Here is a 15,862-nt window from a genome sequence, read left to right as displayed (position 1 = left end):
CATGGCGCAGCGTGCACTTTTCGCCGTCGAGGGCCTCGTGAAAAACGCCGACGGGAATTGGCCGACCGCGGCGCGGGCATTCTCCGAGGTCATCGCGGTGTACCCCCTCCGGAATCGGGATGATTTCCACGTATCACCGACCGAATGAACTCTTGTGCGAGTGCCCGGAAGCGGTTAGACGAAACACCGGCTGAACAAATGTCGTATAAACTCGGTCGACAGGGCAGAAGGCTGGCGCCCATGGTCGGAGGAAACTGTCGTCGCGCTCACGCCCGGCAGGCCTCACACCCACGCCATCGTTCGCAGACCCGGCCCCCGCCTCTCTGTCCCCGTGAGCTGACAGCGCCGTCCGCCCCGCCCCCTCGCGCCACCCTGCCTGTCGAATGAGAGGCGACCCACCATGCCGCTGCATGTCCCGCCGGCTCCCGCGCCCGCACTTCGCTCCGTCCTCACGGCCCTCGGTTCCCCCACCGCGGTCCGCGAGGCCCGAACCCCCGCCCTGCGCAGCGCCCAGGGCCCCGTCACGCCCGAGCTGCCTCTGCCGGTCCACGTACTGGACCGGATCACGGCCAAGGGCGAGCCCGTCACCCGACTGGCCGGCTGGCGCTTCCTGATCCGCTCCGGCGACCACGCGGTCGCCGCGGCGGAGACGATGCTGACGCCGGACGGCTGGGCGTTCTCGCACTTCTTCGAGGGGCCGTACGTCGTCTCCACCGAGCGCGCGCTGCGCCAGGCTGAGACGCTCACCCAGTCGTACCAACCGCGCCTGCTGTCCGTGCCGGGCCTGTACATGCTCACGCTCTGGCTGCACGGCGACTGCGCCTCCGACGGCGTAGCCGGCCACCCCGCGGCGACCGATCTGCTCGTCCCGCTGGCTCCCGCCCCGCCCGGAATCGCGGCCAACCGCCCGCACCGGGTCGCCGAACTGCTCCCGGTGCTGACCCTCCGGGTGCCGCCGGCCCCGCCCACCCCACTGCTCGGCTCACCGGCCTGACAGCCGACCGGACATCACGCAGCGAACGTCTCCCGCACCCCGCCGCCGGATTCCCCGGTGGCGGGGTGCGTTGTTGATTGACTCACGAGCAAAGACACTCGCTCGTACGAGTACCTATTCGCTCGTAGGAGCCGGAAAACGCGTTCCGCCCCGTCCGGACTAGCCCCATCCGGCCACCCCGAACCACCCGAAGGGACAGTGGAGTTGGGATGAACCGTCCGCGCGGGTGATGCGTCATCAACCTGTGAAGAAGCGGTGCAGCGAAATCCCTGCGGAATGTCGTCCGTGGGGCAACACTGGGTTCGACCGACTTATCGCAACGGGGGCGGCCATGAACGACACAACAGAGCGAGAGATCCCTTCCATGTGCCAGCACCAGCCACCGTGCCCGACCGCCGACTCCGCCGACCGGGAATCCGCCCGACTCGTGGCGCACCACCCGGAGCAGGGTTGGAGCCTGCTGTGCAACGGCGTCGTGCTCTTCGAGGACACCGGTGAGCTCCTGCCGGACGGCCAGATCATCGCCCCGCACCGGCTGCCGGCCGGCAGCCAGGTGATGACCGCCGCCTGAGCACCACCAGGGCGGCGCCCAGCGCACCGCCCGGACCATCTGGGGCCGGACGCGAACTCCACCGCGCACCGGCCCCGACGCGTGTCCGGATCCCGTCACTCCCCGTGGTCGCCCGCATCCGGCGAGGGAGACCCGAGGTTGTAGCCGGAGGCCATGGACAGGGGGTAGGCGCCGGCCACGTGGGACGGCGAGCAGATCTCCGGGGGGTGTGTCGGCGGGGACTTCGACGTCGGCGGCCAGGAGGTCGCCCGCCTCGCAGTGCCGGCCGACGACGGTCATCCGGGCCGTGGGTGCCGTGCTGGGGCGGCCGACGAGCCGCGGGGCTTACAGCACGCCGTACAGGGCGGGCCGGGAGTTGTCGCTCATACCGCCGTCGACGGCGACGAACAGGTGCGGGCCGGTGCGCTTGACGGCCAGGACGTGGTGCAGGGCGATGCCCGCGGGGCCCGCGATCGCCCGGCCCGGATCGACGAGCAGGCGCGGCACGGAAAGCCCCGCCGCCGTGCACGCCTCGGCCGGCACCGCGCGGATCCGGCGGGCCAAAGCCGCGAGATCCAGGGCCGGTTCGCCCCGTCGGTAGGCGATGGCGTGGCCGCCGCCGAGGTCGAGCTCGGACGGGATCAGACCGTGCTGGTCGTGCAGGCGAGCCATCAGGCCGACCATGCGGCGTACGGCGGCCAGGTACGGCTTGACGCTGGTGATCTGCGAGCCCAGGTGGCAGTGCAGGCCGGTCAGTTCGAGCTGCGGCTGGCCCACGAAGCGGGCGATGGCGTGCTGGGCGTAGCCGTCGCAGAGGGAGAGGCCGACCTTCTGGTCGCCGGTGCCGGTTCGGATCTTGTCGTGGCCGCCGGCGCCGATGCCGGGCGCCACACGGACCATGACCTTCTGGTGGCCGTCGGTCCCACCGCCGCCGGCCGGGCGATCTCCGAAAGGGCTGTCGATGACGATCCGGCCGACGCCGAGGCGCAGCGCGGTCGAAAGGTCGTGCGGCGACTTGGCGTTGCCGTGGCTCGGTGGTGGAGGCGGGCCACACCGACAGGTCGGCGGGTTCGTACAGGGTCGTCATCGCGCGGTCCCTGCTGCCGGGGCGTGATGGCCCCGGACGCGGGGAGGCGGGCCGGGGCTCGTCTTCGACGCTGTGCCCGGCAAGTGGGGCACCGGGCCACTTTGATACGTGATGCTGACGCCGGTCAGGCCGACGTTGACGGCGCGTTGACGCCATCGGTACGCCCCTGGGCCACCACAGCCGCGCCCCGGCCGGGCGCCATCCGCAGACTCAGCACCATCGTGAGCCCACCGCCGGGGGTGTCCTCGGCGTTGAGGGTGCCGCCCATGGCCTCGGCGAAGCCGCGGGCGACCGCCAGGCCGAGGCCGACTCCGGCACCGCGCGGGGCGTCGCCGTACCGCTGGAACGGCTCGAAGATCCGCTCCTTCGCCTCGTCGGGCACCCCCGGTCCCCGGTCCACGACCCGCACCTCGACGCGGTCGGCGATGGCGCTGGCGGCGACCAGCACGGGCGTACCGTCCGGGCTGTACTTGACCGCGTTCTCCACGACGTTGGCCACCGCCCGCTCCAGCAGGCCCTTGTCGACATGGACCATCGGCAGGGTCTCGGGGATGTCCAGCTCGACGCTGTCCTCGGGGACCCCGCCGAGCGCCATGGGCACGACCTCGTCGAGGTCGACCTCACGGATGATCGGCGTGACCGTGCCGGTCTGCAGGCGGGACATGTCGAGCAGGTTGCCGACCAGATGGTCGAGCCGGTCGGCGCCCTCCTCGATCGCCTCCAGGAGGTCGGCCCGGTCCTGCTCGGACCACTCGACGTCGTCCGAACGCAGCGAGGTGACCGACGCCTTGATACCGGCGAGCGGCGTACGGAGGTCATGGCTGACGGCGGCCAGCAGGGCCGTACGGATGCGGTTGCCCTCGGCCAGAGTGCGGGCCTGGTCGGCCTCCTCCTGGAGGCGGCGGCGGTCCAGTACGACCGCGGCCTGGGCGGCGAACGCGGCCAGCACCCGGCGGTCCTCGGCGGGCAGCACCCGGCCCGTCAGGGCCAGCGTCATGCGGTCGCTGACCGGCATGTCGACCTCCGCGTCCTCGGGGCACCCGGCCGGACGCGGGCCCACGCTGCCCGCGCACGTCCACGGCGCCACGTCGCTCTCGCGCTCCAGCAGCGCCACCGACTCCATGCCGAACGTCTCGCGCACCCGCTCCAGCAGGGCCTCCAGACTGGTCTCGCCGCGCAGCACGTTACCCGCGAGGAAGGACAGGATCTCGGCCTCGGCCCGCAGCCGGGCCGCCTGGTGGGTGCGCCGGGCGGCGACGTCGACCACCGACGCCACGGACACCGCGACGCCGATGAAGATCGCGATGGCGACGATGTTCTTGGGGTCGGCGATGGTCAGGGTGTGCACGGGCGGGGTGAAGTACCAGTTCAGCAGCAGTGAGCCGACGACCGCCGAGGCCAGCGCCGGAAGCAGCCCGCCGAGCAGGGCGGCTGCCACGGTCAGCGTCAGGAACAGCAGCATGTCGTTGGCGAGGCCGACGCCGGGAGCGACGCTCGTCAGCAGGAAGGTGAACAGGACGGGGCCGAGCACGCCGACGAGCCAGCCCCACACCAGGCGCAGTCCACCGAGGCGCGTGCCCCGGGCGACGGGCAGGCCCCGCCCCTTGCCCGCCTCGTCGTGCGTGATGAGGTGGACGTCGAGGTCGGGTCCCGACTCGCGGGCCACCGTCGCGCCGACGCCGGGCCCGAAGACGTACTGCCAGGTCTTGCGGCGGGAGACGCCGAGGACTATCTGGGTGGCGTTCACACCGCGCGCGAAGTCCAGCAGCGCGGCCGGTATGTCGTCGCCGATGACGTGGTGGAAGGTGCCGCCGAGGTCCTCGACCAGGGTGCGCTGGACGGCGAGTTCCTTCGGGGAGGCGGCGGTCAGTCCGTCACTGCGCGCTATGTAGACGGCGAGCACCTCACCACCGGCGCCCTTCTCCGCCAGGCGGGCCGCACGCCGGATCAGGGTGCGGCCCTCCGGGCCGCCGGTCAGACCCACCACGATCCGCTCCCGCGAGCCCCAGATCTTCGACACCCGGTGCTCGCTGCGGTACTGCTTCAGATACTCGTCGACCCGGTCGGCCACCCACAGCAGCGCCAACTCGCGCAGGGCGGTCAGGTTTCCCGGCCGGAAGTAGTTCGACAGGGCGGCATCCACCTTGTCCGGCTTGTAGATGTTGCCGTGCGCCATACGACGGCGCAGCGCCTCCGGCGACATGTCGACAAGCTCGATCTGGTCCGCCCGCCGGACGACTTCGTCCGGCACGGTCTCCCGCTGCCGGACCCCCGTGATCGACTCCACGACATCCCCCAGCGACTCCAGGTGCTGGATGTTGACGGTGGAGATCACGTCGATCCCGGCCGCCAGCAGTTCCTCGACGTCCTGCCAGCGCTTGGCGTTGCGCGAGCCGGGGACGTTGGTGTGGGCGAGTTCGTCGACGAGCGCGACCTTCGGCCGGCGGGCGAGCACCGCGTCGACGTCCATCTCCGTGAACGCCGTGTCGCGGTAGCGCAGTTCCCGGCGCGGGACCTGTTCCAGGCCGTGCAGCATCACCTCGGTGCGCGGCCGTGCGTGGTGTTCGACGAAGGCCACCACGCAGTCCGTGCCGCGCTCGATGCGCCGGTGCGCCTCGGACAACATCGCGTACGTCTTGCCCACGCCCGGCGCCGCGCCGAGGTAGATCCGCAGCTTGCCGCGTGCCATGTTCACCCTTCGAAGCGGTAACCCATGCCGGGTTCGGTGATGAGATAACGGGGGTGCGCGGGGTCCGCTTCCAGTTTGCGGCGCAGTTGGGCCATGTAGACCCGCAGGTAGTTGGTCTTGTTGCTCCGGGAGACTCCCCAGACCTCCTGGAGCAGGTGCTGCTGCGCGATCAGCCGGCCGGGGTTGGTGACCAGGATCTCCAGCAGATGCCATTCGGTCGGGGTGAGCCGTACGTCGTGCCCGTCCCGGACGACCTTCTTGGCGAGCAGGTCGATGGTGAACTCGTCCGTCTCCACCAGTGTGGTCTCGGGGGCGAGCGGGATCTCCTCGGTGCGGCGTACGGCGGCCCGGAGACGGGCCATCAACTCGTCCATGCTGAACGGTTTGGTGACGTAGTCGTCCGCGCCCGCGTCCAGCGCGGCGACCTTCTCGTCGGACCCCTGACGGGCCGACAGCACCAGGATCGGCACGCGGGTCCAGCCCCGTAGCGCCTTGATGACGTCGACGCCGTTCATGTCGGGCAGCCCGAGGTCGAGCATCACGACGTCGGGCCGGCGGGCGGCCGCCAGCCGCAGGGCGGTGGCGCCGTCGGGGGCGGCATCCACTCCGTACCGGCGGGCCTGCATGTTGATCACGAGGGCCCGGACGAGCTGCGGGTCGTCCTCCACCACGAGCACCCGGGTCATAATGCGCCTTTCCAGTCGTAGGAGCCGCCGGAGCCGGACAACGTCATCAGCCGCTCTTCGCCACGAGTTCCTTGAGCGCGATGTTGAGTTCGAGGACGTTCACCCGGGGCTCGCCGACGAAGCCGAGGGTGCGGCCCTGGATGTGCTCGTCGACCAGCTTCCGCACCTCGGCGACGGGGAGGCCGTTGCGCTCCGCGACCCGGTGGACCTGGAGGTCGGCGTACTGCGGGGAGATGTCCGGGTCCAGTCCGGACGCGGACGAAAGGACCGCGTCGGCGGGGACGTCGGACGGCTTCACCTTGTAGTCGGCCGTCGAGTTGTCCTTGATGACCTTGGCCTTGGCCTCCTTGACCCACTGGATGAGTTCGGCGTTGTCACCGGAGCGGTTCGTCGCGCCCGACAGGATCAGCTTGTACTGGGTGTTGACGCTGTTCTCACCCAGTCCGTTGGCGGGGCGGGACTGGAAGTAGTCCAGGCTGTAGCCCTGTTGGCCGATCAGGGAGGAGCCGACGACCCGGCCGTCCGCCCTGACCTCCGAGCCGTTCGCCTTGTTGTTGAACAGCGCCTGGGCCACGCCTGTGACGGCCAGCGGATAGAGGATGCCGGTGAGCACGGTCAACACGAGCAGCGCCCGCAGACCCGCCCCGAGCAACCGGCCGGTGTTCACAAAGGAGTTGTTCATGGTCCTTCACCCGATCCCGGGAATCAGCGAGATGAGCATGTCGATGATCTTGATGCCGATGAACGGGGCTATCAGCCCGCCCAGGCCGTAGATCCCGAGATTGCGGCGGAGCATCCGGTCGGCGCTGACCGGCCGGTACTGCACGCCCCTCAGGGCCAGCGGCACCAGCGCCACGATGATCAGCGCGTTGAAGATGACGGCCGAGAGGATCGCGGAGTCCGGCGAGGACAGCTGCATGATGTTCAGCTTGTCCAGGCCCGGGTAGACGGCCGCGAACAGCGCCGGGATGATCGCGAAGTACTTCGCGACGTCGTTGGCGATGGAGAACGTGGTCAGCGCACCGCGTGTGATCAGCAACTGCTTGCCGATCTCGACGATCTCGATGAGCTTGGTCGGGTTGGAGTCGAGGTCGACCATGTTGCCGGCCTCCTTGGCGGCCGACGTGCCCGTGTTCATCGCCACGCCGACGTCCGCCTGCGCCAGCGCGGGGGCGTCGTTCGTGCCGTCGCCGGTCATCGCGACCAGCTTGCCGCCGGCCTGCTCCCGCTTGATCAGCGCCATCTTGTCCTCGGGAGTCGCCTCCGCGAGGAAGTCGTCGACGCCGGCCTCCTCGGCGATCGCCTTGGCGGTGAGCGGGTTGTCGCCGGTGATCATGACGGTCTTGATGCCCATGCGGCGCAGCTCGTCGAACCGTTCGCGCATGCCGTCCTTGACGACGTCCTTCAGGTGGATGACGCCCAGGATCCGGGCCCCGGCGCCGTCCTCGACGGCGACCAGGAGCGGCGTACCGCCCGCCTCGGAGATCCGGTTGGCGAGCCGGTCCGCGTCCTCGGCGATCTCGCCGCCGCGCTCCTCGACCCAGGCGATCACGGAACCGGCCGCGCCCTTGCGGATCCGTCGTCCGTCGACGTCCACGCCCGACATCCGGGTCTGGGCGGTGAACTCGATCCACTCGGCGCCCGTGAGCTCGCCCTGGTGCCGCTCGCGCAGTCCGTACTTCTCCTTCGCCAGTACGACGACGGAGCGGCCCTCGGGCGTCTCGTCGGCCAGCGACGACAGCTGGGCGGCGTCCGCGACCTCGGCCTCGGTGGTGCCGCGCACCGGCACGAACTCCGACGCCTGCCGGTTGCCCAGCGTGATGGTGCCGGTCTTGTCGAGCAGCAGCGTGGAGACGTCACCGGCGGCCTCGACCGCGCGGCCCGACATGGCGAGCACGTTGCGCTGCACCAGCCGGTCCATGCCGGCGATGCCGATCGCGGAGAGCAGGGCGCCGATGGTGGTCGGGATGAGGCAGACCAGCAGGGCGACCAGCACGACCATCGTCAGGTGGGTGCCCGCGTAGTCCGCGAACGGCGGCAGGGTCGCCACCGCGAGCAGGAAGACGATCGTCAGCGAGGCGAGCAGGATGTTCAGCGCGATCTCGTTCGGCGTCTTCTGCCGTGCCGCGCCCTCGACCAGGCCGATCATCCGGTCGATGAAGGTCTCGCCCGGCTTCGTCGTGATCTTGATGACGATCCGGTCGGAGAGCACCTTCGTACCGCCGGTGACCGCGCTGCGGTCGCCGCCGGACTCACGGATGACCGGCGCCGACTCGCCGGTGATGGCCGACTCGTCGACCGAGGCGACACCCTCGACGACGTCACCGTCACCGGGGATGACGTCCCCGGCCTCGCAGACGACCAGGTCGCCGATCTTCAGCTCGGTGCCCGGCACCACGGTCCCGTCGACCTTGCGCGCCACGGAGTCCGTCTTGGCCTTGCGCAGGGTGTCCGCCTGCGCCTTGCCGCGGCCCTCGGCGACCGCCTCCGCCAGATTGGCGAAGATCACGGTCAGCCAGAGCCAGGCGCTGATCGTCCAGCCGAACCAGTCGGTCGGGTCCGTGAAGGCGAACACGGTGGTCAGCACGGACCCGACCAGCACGACGAACATCACGGGCGACTTGACCATCACCCGCGGGTCCAGCTTGCGAAACGCGTCCGGCAACGACCTGACCAGCTGCTTGGGATCGAACAGGCCCGCGCCGACTCGGCTTTCGGGGGTCTTGTGCCCGGTGGGTACGTCGCTGTGCGGCGCCCGGGTCGGAGTGGCTGTGGACATGGAGTCCTCTTGGTTCGCGGTACGAGTGGTCATGACGCCAGCCCTTCGGCCAGCGGCCCGAGCGCGAGCGCCGGGAAGTACGTCAGACCGGTGATGATCAGGATGGCGCCCACCAGCAGTCCGGTGAACAGCGGCTTCTCGGTGCGCAGGGTGCCCGCGGTGACCGGCACCGGCTTCTGCTCGCCGAGCGAGCCGGCCAGCGCCAGCACGAACACCATCGGCACGAACCGGCCGAGCAGCATCGCGATGCCGAGGGTGCTGTTGAACCACTGCGTGTCCGCGTTCAGGCCGGCGAAGGCCGAGCCGTTGTTGTTCGAGGCGGAGGTGTAGGCGTAAAGGATCTCGGAGAACCCGTGCGCCCCGCTGTTGGTCATGGAGTTCGCCGGGGTCGGCAGCGCCATCGCGAAGGCGGTGAGGACGAGGACCAGGGCCGGGGTGACGAGGATGTAGCAGGCCGCCAGTTTGATCTCGCGGGTGCCGATCTTCTTGCCCAGGTACTCGGGCGTCCGGCCGACCATCAGACCGGCGATGAACACCGCGATGATCGCCATGATCAGGATGCCGTAGAGGCCGGAGCCGACACCGCCGGGCGCGATCTCGCCCAGCATCATGCCGAGCATGGTGATGCCGCCGCCGAGGCCGGTGTAGGAGGAGTGGAAGGAGTCCACGGCTCCGGTGGAGGTCAGGGTGGTCGACACCGCGAAGATCGACGAGGCGCCGATGCCGAAGCGGACCTCCTTGCCCTCCATCGAGGCCCCGGCGATCTCATAGGCCGGGGCGCGGTGCGCGAACTCGGTCCACCACATCAGGCCGATGAAGGCGACCCAGATGGTGGCCATGGTCGCGAGGATCGCGTAGCCCTGCTTCACCGAGCCGACCATCACACCGAAGGTGCGGGTCAGCGAGAACGGAATCACCAGAAGCAGGAAGATCTCGAACAGGTTGGTGAACGGCGTCGGGTTCTCGAAGGGGTGGGAGGAGTTGGCGTTGAAGTAGCCGCCACCGTTGGTGCCCAGCTCCTTGATGGCCTCCTGCGAGGCGACCGCACCGCCGTTCCACTGCTGCGAACCGCCCATGAACTGACCGACCTCGTGGATGCCGGAGAAGTTCTGGATGGCGCCGGCGGAGACCAGCACGATCGCGGCGACGAACGCCAAGGGCAGCAGGACACGGGTGACACCGCGGACCATGTCCGCCCAGAAGTTGCCCAGTTCGCCGCTGCGGGACCGGGCGAACCCCCGTACGAGCGCGACCGCGACCGCCATGCCGACGGCGGCGGAGACGAAGTTCTGCACCGCCAGACCGGCCGTCTGCACGATGTGGCCCATGGCCTGCTCGCCGTAGTACGACTGCCAGTTGGTGTTGGTGACGAAGGACACGGCGGTGTTGAACGCCTGGTCCGGGTCGATCGAGGCGAAGCCGAGCGAGCCGGGCAGCACGCCCTGGAGCCGCTGGAGCAGGTAGAGGAAGAGGACGCCGACCGCCGAGAAGGCGAGGACGCCGCGCAGATACGCGGTCCAGCGCATCTCGGTGTCGGGGTTGGCGCCGATGCCCTTGTAGATCCACCGCTCGACACGCCAGTGCCGTTCGGAGGAGTAGACCTTGGCCATGTAGTTGCCAAGGGGGACGTAGGCGATCGCCAGCGCGCCCATGAGGGCGATCAGCTGGAGGACGCCTGCCAGTACGGGACCCATGCTGTGCTCAGAACCTCTCCGGGAAGATCAGGGCGAGGACGAGATAGCCCAGCAGGGCGACGGCCACGACCAGGCCGACGACGTTTTCGGCGGTCACAGCTTCGTCACCCCCTTGGCGACGAGGGCCACCAGCGCGAAGAGCGCGATCGTGGTGACGACGAAGGCCAGATCGGCCATCGTGAGCTCCTGGAGTCGAGGTTCGGTTGGACAAGGACGGTTAGAGGAAACCGCGTCTGTGGCCGGATTCGACCGTCGTTGACGGCTCCCTTACGGGGCACTGCGCGGCTTTGACGGGTCTCTTACGGCGACCCTCGGACGTCAGCTCAGTCGGAACCGCAGGCGGCAGATCACCGCGTCGGTCTGCCGCCGCACGGCGTGCGCGACGACGGCACCCCGCTGGTTCTGCAGCAGCCGCTGCCAGAGCCGCTCCGGTTCGGCCTCCGGGATGAGCACGGTGATCTGCGTGCCCGGCTCCGCGGCCGTGACCCGGCGGACGTACGCGGCGATCGGACGGCCCAGCGTGCGGCGCTCGGAGGTCAGCGTGACCAGCGGCACCCCGGGGTCCCACTCGGCCCAGGCGCGCTCCAGGGCGTGCAGCTGGGCCCGGTCCTCGGGATCGGGGTAGCAGACGGTGACCGCGCGGACCTCGTCGCCGAGGGAGGTTGCGGCCGTCAGCGCCTGGGAGGTGAGCCGGGACAGGGAGGAGACCGGCACGATCACGACCGAGCGGTCGCGGTGCGGTGCCTCGGGTACGCGGCCGAGGCCGAGCCGCTCGCCGATCCGGACGTAGGCGCGGTGCACGGTCCGGAACGCCACGACCAGCAGCGGCAGGGCGACCACGATCAGCCAGGCGCCCTCTTCGAACTTGGTCGCGGTGACCACGACGGCCGAGACGCCGGTCAGCACTCCGCCGAAGCCGTTGAGCACCGCCTTGGACCGCCGGCGAGGAGCCTTTGAGAGCCGCCAGTGCCTGACCATGCCGACCTGGGCGATGGTGAAGCCGACGCAGACACCGATCGCGAACAGCGGCACGAGCGTGTTGGTTTCACCGCCGGAGAAGACCAGCAGCGCGGCGGAGACCAGGGCGAGGGCGAGGACGCCGTGCCGGTGGACCTGGCGGTCGGCCTTGAGGGCGAAGACGTGCGGCAGGTAGTCGTCGCGGGCGAGCAGCTTCAGCAGGACGGGAAGGCCGCCGAAGGAGGTGTTCGCGGAGAGGGCCAGCAGGATCATCGTCGCGAACTGGATGACGTAGAACGCCCAGTTGTGGCCGAGGGACGCGTCCGCGAGCTGGGCGAGGACGGTGACGCCGTCGACCGGCTGGAGGTGGAAGCGGGAGATCAGCACCGACAGGCCGATCAGCATCACACCGAGCACGGCGCCCAGGGCGACCTCGGCGCGCTGGGCGCGCCTGACGCGCGGGACCCGGAAGGAGGGGACGGCGTTGGCGATGGCCTCGACACCGGTCAGCGCGCTGCATCCGGAGGCGAAGGCCTTGAGGAGCAGTAGGGCGCCCACGGTGGTGGCGTTGTCGGCCAGCACCGAGACGTGGCCCTGCGCGGTCACCGTGCTCACCGGCTCGGACCGGAACAGGCCCACGCCGATCAGCACGAAGATCGACCCGACGAACACGACGGTCGGCACGATGAACGCCTTCGCCGACTCCACGATCCCGCGCAGGTTCACCGCCGTGATCAGCACGAGCACGGCCAGACACAGCCACAACCGGTCGTCGTAGAGCGCGGGGAAGGCGGAGGTCAGGGCGGCGACACCGGCGGTGACGGCGACGGCGACGTTGAGGACGTAGTCCAGGACGAGGGAGGCCGCGGCCACCAGGCTGGTGCGCGCGCCCAGGTGCCGCTTGGCGACGGCGTACGAACCACCGCCGTCCGGGAAGGCCGCGATCACCTGGCGGTACGAGGCGACCAGCACCGCCAGCAGACCCGCGATGGCCAGCGTGACCGGCAGGGTGAAGCCGAGGTCGTGCGCACCGGCGGCGGCCAGGACGAGCACGATCGCCTCGGGCCCGTACGCCACCGACGCCATCGCGTCCAGCGACAGCGCGGCCAGGCCGGTGACGGCGGTGAGGCGATGCCGCTCACCGGTATCGGGCGGCTCCTCACCGGAGGGTGCGGCACCCGGTTCGGCGGTCAGTACGGACATGGGTGGGCGCTCCTTCGTACGGTGTGACAGGCCGCGTGGGGCGGGGCCCACGCGGTGCACCCTGGTTGTGTCCGGATCCGGCCGTCCTCGACGGTTCCTTGCGCCTTCTTCGCACGGAACCGGCCGGTCCTGGCGCGGTTTTGAGGCGGGTACGGCGCTTTTGAGGCGGGTTGCGAAGGACACCTCCGGGCCGCCGTGCTGTGCGTGCGTCAAGAAACAACCGAGCGCTCGTATGGGTCCCGTCAAGCGGGGTCGTCCCCCCTCGGTCCGTCCCTAGCGTCGACGGCATGGAACCCCCGACGACGTGCGACACGGACTCTCCCGCGCACCCGAACGGCACTTCGACACCGAGGCGTACGACCGCCGCTGGGCACGGGACCTGTACAGCGCGGTCCGCTGCGCGGCCGTACTCCTCGCCCTGCTCCTCGTCATCGACTGGGCCGCCGGCACGCTCGCGCCGTGGCGGGCCGGCCTCTGGTGCACCCTCGCGGCGCTGCTCTTCGCGGTGCTCAGCCCGCCCCGCGTCTCGGCGGGCACGGGCTGGCTGGAGTCGCGCTCGCTGCTGCGCACCCGGACCGTGCGCACCGACCTGCTCGTCTCGGTGCGCTGCCTGGACGGCGTCGCCCAACGGCTGGTGTTGCGCGACGCGTTCGGCGAGCGCGTCGAGATCGACCCACGGGTCCTCATCGACAACCCCGCACTGTGGCACCGTCTCGACGAGGACGCCCACCGCTCGGAGGCGTGCGGGTCACTGCTGTGCGGGGCGACCGCGCTACGGCGCGTGTCGAAGCGGATCGACTGCGAGACGGCACGGACGGTGTTCAAGGTGTCGGGGCTGGAGTAGGCAGACCATGGAGCGGGCGGCTCCGCTTCCCTGATCCCCATACAGCCCATCTGCGTCGGAGTCGATCCGGCAACTGCGCTCTCGATGCGCGGCCCACGTTTCACCGGCCACTCTTAACGCAAGCTTGACGCCGCACGCCCCCGCGACCGCGGGCCCAAGCGTCACTCTCCGCTTACGCTGAGGGCTCCGTCCGCGTGATGGCCGGAAACGCACGCCGATCCGTACATCAGGAGCACGCCGATGGCCCCGACCGAACAGTCCGCGCCCAGTCGCCTGCGCGCCTGGATGCTGGAGGGGCTGTCCGACATGGGCAAGGCCGGCGGCCTCCCTGGGCCGCACGCCGCACCGGCGCCCGCACATCAGGGCCAGCCCTGGTACCGCGTGATGTGCCTGACCGGCGTCGACTACTTCTCCACCCTCGGCTACCAGCCCGGCATCGCCGCCCTCGCCGCCGGTCTGCTCTCGCCCGTCGCGACCGTCGTGCTCGTGATCGTCACCCTGGCGGGCGCCCTGCCCGTCTACCGCAGAGTCGCCGAGGAGAGCCCGCACGGCCAGGGCTCGATCGCGATGCTGGAACGTTTGCTCACCTTCTGGAAGGGCAAGCTGTTCGTCCTCACCCTGCTCGGCTTCGCCGCCACCGACTTCCTCATCACCATCACGCTCTCGGCCGCGGACGCCTCCACCCACCTGGTCGAGAACCCGCACCTGAACGAGGCCCTGCACGACCAGCAACTGCTGATCACCATGGTGCTCATCGCCCTGCTCGGCGCGGTGTTCCTCAAGGGCTTCCTGGAGGCGATCGGCGTCGCGGTGGCCCTCGTGGCGAGCTACCTCGCCCTGAACGCCGTAGTGGTCGCGGTCGGCCTCTGGCACATCGCCACCGAGGGCCACGTCGTCACCGACTGGTCCCACGCCCTGACCACCGACCACGGCAACATCTTCGTGATGATCGGCGTGGCCCTGATCGTGTTTCCGAAACTCGCCCTCGGCCTCTCCGGCTTCGAGACCGGCGTCGCCGTGATGCCCCACGTCAAGGGAGAGCTCGGTGACACCGAGGAGCACCCCAAGGGCCGGATCCTCGGCGCCAAGAAGCTGCTCACCACCGCGGCCCTGATCATGAGCTGCTTCCTGATCAGCACCAGCTTCATCACCACCCTGCTCATCCCGGCGGACGAGTTCGAGGAGGGCGGCCAGGCCAACGGCCGCGCGCTGGCGTATCTGGCGCACGAGTACCTCGGCAACGCCTTCGGCACGGTGTACGACGTCTCGACCATCGCCATCCTGTGGTTCGCCGGCGCCTCCGCGATGGCGGGCCTGCTCAACCTGATGCCCCGATACCTGCCGCGCTACGGCATGGCCCCGCACTGGGCGCGGGCGGTCCGCCCGATGGTCGTCGTCTTCACCCTGGTCGCCTTCCTGGTCACCTGGATCTTCGACGCCGACGTCAACGCGCAGGGCGGCGCGTACGCCACCGGTGTGCTGGTGCTGATCAGCTCCGCCGCGATCGCGGTGACCATCGCCGCGCGCAAGGCCGGACAGCGGAACTGGACCGTCGCCTTCGGGGTGATCTCGGCGGTCTTCGTCTACACCACGGTCGCGAACGTCATCGAGCGCCCCGACGGTGTGAAGATCGGCGCCTGCTTCATCGCGGGCATCATGATCCTCTCCCTGGCGTCCCGGCTGGCGCGCGCCTTCGAACTCCGGGTCACCAGCGTGACGCTGGACCCCATGGCGGAACGGTTCGTCCGGGACATCGCCAGCCGCAAGATCCGGTTCATCGCGAACGAGCCCGACAGCCGCGACATCGCCGAGTACCGCGACAAGATCGAGCAGATCCGCCAGGACAATGAGGTCGCCGGCTCGGAGGACTTCGTGTTCGTCGAGGTGACGGTGACCGACCCGTCCGAGTTCGAGGCCGGCGTGACGGTCCACGGCGAGGTCCTGCACAACCGCTACCGCGTCCTGACCCTGGAGTCCTCCTCGATCCCCAACGCCCTGGCCGCCCTGCTCCTGCACGTCCGCGACACCACCGACCGCATTCCGCACATCTACTTCGAGTGGACCGAGGGCGACCCCTTCGCCAACTTCCTGCGCTTCTTCCTCTTCGGCCAGGGCGAGATCGCCCCGGTCACCCGAGAGGTGCTCCGCTCGGCCGAACCTGACGTGACCCGCCGGCCGCGGGTGCACACGGGGTGAGGTCGACGCCCAGGACTGACGGGGTACGTCACCGCCGTATGCCCTGTCGCGCAGCCCGACGGTGCACGTCAGCGCCCTATGCCCCGCGGCGCAGCCCGACGGTGCACGTCAGCGCCCTATGCCCCGCCGCGCAGCCCGACGGTGCACGTCAGCGCCCCATGCCCCGCCGCGCAGCCCGACGGT

The 15,862-nt window shown here is 70.1% G+C and carries 12 protein-coding genes and 1 pseudogene; 4 read left to right on the top strand and 9 right to left on the bottom strand.

Going from position 1 to position 15,862, the window contains the following annotated elements; translation table 11 throughout:
• Positions 1-400 precede the first annotated feature (400 nt).
• Both I2W78_RS34765 and I2W78_RS34760 read left to right on the top strand, forming a co-directional pair.
• Positions 401-994 (top strand): hypothetical protein, encoded by a 594-nt coding sequence (locus I2W78_RS34765; RefSeq protein ID WP_196464204.1) that lies wholly within the window; start codon positions 401-403, stop codon positions 992-994.
• 364 nt (positions 995-1,358) lie between these two features.
• Positions 1,359-1,565 carry a DUF5999 family protein gene (locus I2W78_RS34760; RefSeq protein ID WP_141311624.1) on the top strand — a complete coding sequence of 69 codons (207 nt, stop codon included), beginning with the start codon at positions 1,359-1,361 and terminating at the stop codon, positions 1,563-1,565.
• A gap of 234 nt (positions 1,566-1,799) precedes the next feature.
• Here the strand turns inward: I2W78_RS34760 and I2W78_RS41775 are convergent.
• The 9 genes and pseudogenes from I2W78_RS41775 to I2W78_RS34720 all read right to left on the bottom strand — a co-directional run.
• Positions 1,800-1,844: pseudogene (locus I2W78_RS41775) on the bottom strand (hypothetical protein); the annotation flags it as partial.
• 45 nt (positions 1,845-1,889) lie between these two features.
• Positions 1,890-2,513: a hypothetical protein gene (locus I2W78_RS34755; protein ID WP_374222736.1), complete on the bottom strand. Its 624-nt coding sequence runs from the start codon at positions 2,511-2,513 to the stop codon at positions 1,890-1,892.
• Between the two features lie 242 nt (positions 2,514-2,755).
• Positions 2,756-5,320: a sensor histidine kinase gene (locus tag I2W78_RS34750; RefSeq protein ID WP_230885689.1), complete on the bottom strand. Its 2,565-nt coding sequence runs from the start codon at positions 5,318-5,320 to the stop codon at positions 2,756-2,758.
• A 2-nt stretch (positions 5,321-5,322) separates the two neighbouring features.
• Positions 5,323-6,006 carry a response regulator gene (locus I2W78_RS34745; RefSeq protein ID WP_196464203.1) on the bottom strand — a complete coding sequence of 228 codons (684 nt, stop codon included), beginning with the start codon at positions 6,004-6,006 and terminating at the stop codon, positions 5,323-5,325.
• Between the two features lie 46 nt (positions 6,007-6,052).
• The gene (locus I2W78_RS34740; protein WP_196464202.1) at positions 6,053-6,688 is read right to left on the bottom strand and encodes a potassium-transporting ATPase subunit C; all 636 of its coding nucleotides are present in this window, start codon (positions 6,686-6,688) and stop codon (positions 6,053-6,055) included.
• Between the two features lie 6 nt (positions 6,689-6,694).
• Positions 6,695-8,818, bottom strand: a complete 2,124-nt coding sequence (gene kdpB, locus I2W78_RS34735) for a potassium-transporting ATPase subunit KdpB (protein WP_196464201.1) — start codon at positions 8,816-8,818, stop codon at positions 6,695-6,697.
• The gene (gene kdpA, locus I2W78_RS34730) at positions 8,815-10,479 is read right to left on the bottom strand and encodes a potassium-transporting ATPase subunit KdpA (protein ID WP_196464200.1); all 1,665 of its coding nucleotides are present in this window, start codon (positions 10,477-10,479) and stop codon (positions 8,815-8,817) included. Before kdpA ends, kdpB begins: the two co-directional genes overlap by 4 nt.
• A gap of 7 nt (positions 10,480-10,486) precedes the next feature.
• Positions 10,487-10,576, bottom strand: a complete 90-nt coding sequence (kdpF, locus tag I2W78_RS34725) for a K(+)-transporting ATPase subunit F (RefSeq protein WP_009326374.1) — start codon at positions 10,574-10,576, stop codon at positions 10,487-10,489.
• Positions 10,577-10,797: 221 nt separating this feature from the next.
• Positions 10,798-12,639, bottom strand: a complete 1,842-nt coding sequence (locus tag I2W78_RS34720) for an APC family permease (protein WP_196464199.1) — start codon at positions 12,637-12,639, stop codon at positions 10,798-10,800.
• Between the two features lie 304 nt (positions 12,640-12,943).
• Here I2W78_RS34720 and I2W78_RS34715 point away from each other — a divergent pair, with 304 nt between their 5' ends.
• Both I2W78_RS34715 and I2W78_RS34710 read left to right on the top strand, forming a co-directional pair.
• A complete protein-coding gene (locus I2W78_RS34715) occupies positions 12,944-13,483 on the top strand; it encodes a hypothetical protein (RefSeq protein ID WP_307783911.1) in 540 nt (179 codons plus the stop codon).
• Positions 13,484-13,723: 240 nt separating this feature from the next.
• Positions 13,724-15,679, top strand: a complete 1,956-nt coding sequence (locus tag I2W78_RS34710; RefSeq protein WP_196464198.1) for an APC family permease — start codon at positions 13,724-13,726, stop codon at positions 15,677-15,679.
• The last annotated feature ends 183 nt before the right edge of the window (positions 15,680-15,862 follow it).

It is taken from the genome of Streptomyces spinoverrucosus (genome assembly GCF_015712165.1).
GTDB lineage: Bacteria > Actinomycetota > Actinomycetes > Streptomycetales > Streptomycetaceae > Streptomyces > Streptomyces spinoverrucosus_A.
The sequence above is the reverse complement of the archived record's forward strand: the minus strand, read 5'-3'. Positions and strand labels throughout refer to the sequence as shown.

Excerpts from the sequence above, each read along its gene's own strand:
- I2W78_RS34765 (WP_196464204.1), top strand. The coding sequence starts at position 401 with ATGCCGCTGCATGTCCCGCCGGCTCCCGCGCCCGCACTTCGCTCCGTC.
- I2W78_RS34710 (WP_196464198.1), top strand. The coding sequence starts at position 13,724 with ATGGCCCCGACCGAACAGTCCGCGCCCAGTCGCCTGCGCGCCTGGATG.
- I2W78_RS34720 (WP_196464199.1), bottom strand. The coding sequence starts at position 12,639 with ATGTCCGTACTGACCGCCGAACCGGGTGCCGCACCCTCCGGTGAGGAG.
- I2W78_RS34750 (WP_230885689.1), bottom strand. The coding sequence starts at position 5,320 with ATGGCACGCGGCAAGCTGCGGATCTACCTCGGCGCGGCGCCGGGCGTG.
- kdpA (WP_196464200.1), bottom strand. The coding sequence starts at position 10,479 with ATGGGTCCCGTACTGGCAGGCGTCCTCCAGCTGATCGCCCTCATGGGC.
- I2W78_RS34740 (WP_196464202.1), bottom strand. The coding sequence starts at position 6,688 with ATGAACAACTCCTTTGTGAACACCGGCCGGTTGCTCGGGGCGGGTCTG.
- I2W78_RS34760 (WP_141311624.1), top strand. The coding sequence starts at position 1,359 with ATGTGCCAGCACCAGCCACCGTGCCCGACCGCCGACTCCGCCGACCGG.
- kdpB (WP_196464201.1), bottom strand. The coding sequence starts at position 8,818 with ATGACCACTCGTACCGCGAACCAAGAGGACTCCATGTCCACAGCCACT.
- I2W78_RS34745 (WP_196464203.1), bottom strand. The coding sequence starts at position 6,006 with ATGACCCGGGTGCTCGTGGTGGAGGACGACCCGCAGCTCGTCCGGGCC.